Here is a 3,237-nt window from a genome sequence, read left to right as displayed (position 1 = left end):
TTAGTACAGGGTGGTGAATGCCTCACGCTAGGAAGGACATCCACCACCCAAGGCCAATGCAAGATGTGACTCCTGCATCAGCATGGGTTACTGCTGTTTCATTTCTGCCTTGACGTGGTACACATAGTTAGGTCTCATGTTCAGCATCTCAGCGATCCTCTTGGGCTTGTAGCCCTGGTTGAGGAGACTAATGATCTGCTCACGCTTTGTACCACTCTTGCGTCGTGGTGGTGGACGATATCGAAGTTGACCATCAGGACTGGGCACCAGTGCTTCAAGCGCTGCGTTGAGTGCAACTCTCTGCTCAGCTGGTAGGCCATTGATGATTCGCTTCATCGCTTCCACTGCCGCTACGCGTTCACCCGGTGTAGCACCACGAGCAGCTAGTGCCATGCAGGTACCAAGGCGCTTGTAGGCATCCTCAGCGCCGCGGGGCATTGTCCGGGTGTCCTATGTGCTCGACCACCACTCTGACACTGATCTCATCGACGTAGAACCAAATGCCAGCTGGACCATTGTCCTTCTCTGTGCGTTCTACCCACTGCACAAAGTGTCGGCCTAAGTCATCGGTCCTAATTTCTTCAATGTCCGCATTGTCTGCCCTCAACATCTGAATTAGCACATCTGTTGGATTACGTGGCATTAGTGTGGCGGACCGTCTTGCTGCACTTTGATTGAGTAGAACTGGGTCTTACCACTGCCCTTCACTCGTATCAGGCTTTCTAGGTCACTGATGGGAACGAAGGTGCAGACACAGTCCTCCAACGGTTCATGGGCAGGCTCCTTTGCTACACCAGGTAACTCTTCGAGAGCGTGTCTGGTTGCAGAAAATACCAAGTCTGCTAGTGCTACTTTGATCGGGTCATGCTTGCTAGGCATGTAACTCCTTGTAGTTGAGTGTTGTGGGGTACTGCAAGACCTGCAAATGATTTGACTCATTCACAGGCTGTAAACTTATGCCCTTGCTGCTTCAACATCTACTGCTGTACGCGCTCTACTCTCCTGTTGCATTTCATGAACTCGGAGCATGTCAATCCGACCGGTCGCCCAGTGAACGCCTCGCCACCGTGCATCGTCCGATGCACCAATGACCTTTGGCAATGGGCGCGGTGCGTAAAGCTTTGGGTAGTCATGCTCCATTGTCTTGGTTCCTCGACCCTCGTCTTGTTACCTTTGAGAAATGCAGGAGTGAACCTGGTGGATAGGGAGGCTCATAGCCTATATCCTCATTCAACCAACGCTGTAGTCGAATGACCGATCTGATTCTGGCAGTAGCAATTACCTCACTTCGCTTGGGATGTTTGTCCACTAGGATTAGTTCTATTCCGTGATCCAGTGCAGCCCATATGGCTTCATCCTTGGTCGATGCTTTTATGACCAGTGCGTATTTCAGGTTCCCTCCTTGCTACCTTGAGTGTGAGTTACTTGTCAGACAAGGTAGGGCAGTCCGACTTGTGCCCTCGTTCGTATGGCAAGGTCTGGTCATCTATCCATCCGCCACAGTCCCAGCACCTCCAGTGGAAGCGTGGGGCCTTGCGAATGCGTAGACGCCAGGCACCTGGCCAGTCGGTTTTACCAAGTTGCTCAACGAACTCAATGATGTCCGCGAGCGAGTCCCATTGAACTACCTTTCGACCTTTGCGACTGGTGAACCAAGTGAACCTTGGCCACGGTCGATCTCCAGGCTCGTTCTGCCCTGTTCCGACACAAGTCCCCTTGCGAGGATGTTCCAGAATGTAATAAGTTTTGCCTTCCTTATCACGTGGCAGAGTGAACTCCCTTAGTTGAGTATGACTACGCTTCATCAGCGCACGCTCGTCACACGTGCGGACGCACAGGACCAGTTAGTGTCCCATGCGTTTCTGCTTATAGGTCGCGCTGCTTGAGGTCTCTGTCCAACCAGCGCTTGAGGGCCAGTTTGAAACCGTCCTCCATGCCATCGATGAAGTTGGCAATGAACTTCTTGTACTCCTCATCGGTGGTGTCGTTGAGGAACCTGTCCACTTCCTGGGCCTTACTGAGTGGCCAGTTCTCAAGTGCCAAGTCCACGATATCGTCGTTCTTCTTATCGTACACTTGGCGAATAAGGGAACTGGCCTCCTTGAGGCCTTGGTTGTAGCATTCGTACTGGATGTCTGCGGCGATCTTCTCCTGCTTATTCGCCACTGCTACTCCTTGTGTGAGTGTGAGTTGACTAGGCTTCATCAGCATGTGCTCGTCACTACACATGGACACAACCAGGGCAGTATGACCTACCCTGGATGTGTTTCGCCGATGCTACTTGGTGACTGCGGTGATGGTGAGTTCCAGATCCTCCGCCTCACCCAGTTCCTGCCACAGCTCCTTGCGCATGTAGAACGTGCGCACGTAGGCCTCTTCGCCCTTGGCTGGGACTTCCGCGAAGCGGACAGCGCCCTTCGTCTCCTTGTCGAGTTCGAAGTCCAGGACCTTCTCAGGCCCTTCCTTCGCCTTGGCACTGGTTGTGCCACTCGCCTTGGTCGCGCGCCTTCTTGTGGAAGTGGAACCGCTTGCCTCCATAAGCTGTAACTCCTTGAGTATGAGTGTGTTGACTAGGCTCATCAGGGGTGGAGCGTCAATTCACCCGACGAGCAAGTAGGTATGATCCTACCTGCCCGTTTCGCCTACATGCCCCGCTTGACGTTGTACACGTAGTTGGTGGCAATACCCAGCTCGTCCGCAATGTCGCGGGGGCTCATGCCCTCGTCGAGCAGTGCGATGATCTGGTCCTTACGGGTCCCCTTGCCGTCGCCCTTCTCGCCATTGCGAGAGGCCTTCCGGTCAGCGGTCCGCTTGTCGATACGGCGGGACCGACGAGTGGCAGTCTTGCCCTCGTCATCGCCGGCGTCGTCGTCTGACTTGGCACGGGACCGACGTGCGCGGGACTTGGGCTTCGGGGTCTCCTCGACCTCGTCCGAGTCACCTTCGGTGTCGATCAGTTCCAGGAGCGCCTCACGCGCCTTTGACAGTCGGTCGATCTCGACCTCGATGTTGGCCAGACTCTCCTGGATTGCAGTGCTTGATGCCATGTGACATCTACTCCTTGTGTGAGTGTTGGTGACTATGCTCATCAGCAATGGGGCGTCACACCCATTGGACGTGGCATATGTCAAATGTGTTTGAACCACACATGATACATGGTGCCACGTTTCGCTGTCAAGTCAAACGTTTGGGCTAGGGTCAATCCCACCAATCGTCACCGCAGTAGTCACATACAAA

4 protein-coding genes and 1 other RNA gene are annotated in these 3,237 nt (G+C 54.0%); all 5 read right to left on the bottom strand.

All coding sequences use genetic code 11. The features are described 5' to 3' along the window. Positions 1-87: 87 nt before the first annotated feature. Complete coding sequence (locus VH187_RS20040) at positions 88-393, bottom strand: hypothetical protein (protein ID WP_329703202.1); 306 nt, start codon at positions 391-393, stop codon at positions 88-90. A 1,473-nt stretch (positions 394-1,866) separates the two neighbouring features. Continuing rightward, entirely contained in the window at positions 1,867-2,166 is a 300-nt protein-coding gene (locus tag VH187_RS20035) for a hypothetical protein (protein WP_329703201.1), read from the bottom strand. Positions 2,167-2,277: 111 nt separating this feature from the next. Further along, the gene (locus VH187_RS20030) at positions 2,278-2,538 is read right to left on the bottom strand and encodes a hypothetical protein (protein WP_329703200.1); all 261 of its coding nucleotides are present in this window, start codon (positions 2,536-2,538) and stop codon (positions 2,278-2,280) included. A gap of 104 nt (positions 2,539-2,642) precedes the next feature. Continuing rightward, entirely contained in the window at positions 2,643-3,047 is a 405-nt protein-coding gene (locus tag VH187_RS20025) for a helix-turn-helix domain-containing protein (protein WP_329703199.1), read from the bottom strand. Positions 3,048-3,075: 28 nt separating this feature from the next. Beyond that, an RNA gene (locus tag VH187_RS20020) (hammerhead ribozyme type II) lies at positions 3,076-3,174 on the bottom strand. Positions 3,175-3,237 lie beyond the last annotated feature (63 nt).

It is taken from the genome of Scandinavium sp. (assembly GCF_036271055.1).
Taxonomy (GTDB): Bacteria; Pseudomonadota; Gammaproteobacteria; order Enterobacterales; family Enterobacteriaceae; genus Scandinavium.
Note: the sequence above shows the minus strand (reverse complement) of the source record. Positions and strands in the feature narration are given on the sequence as shown.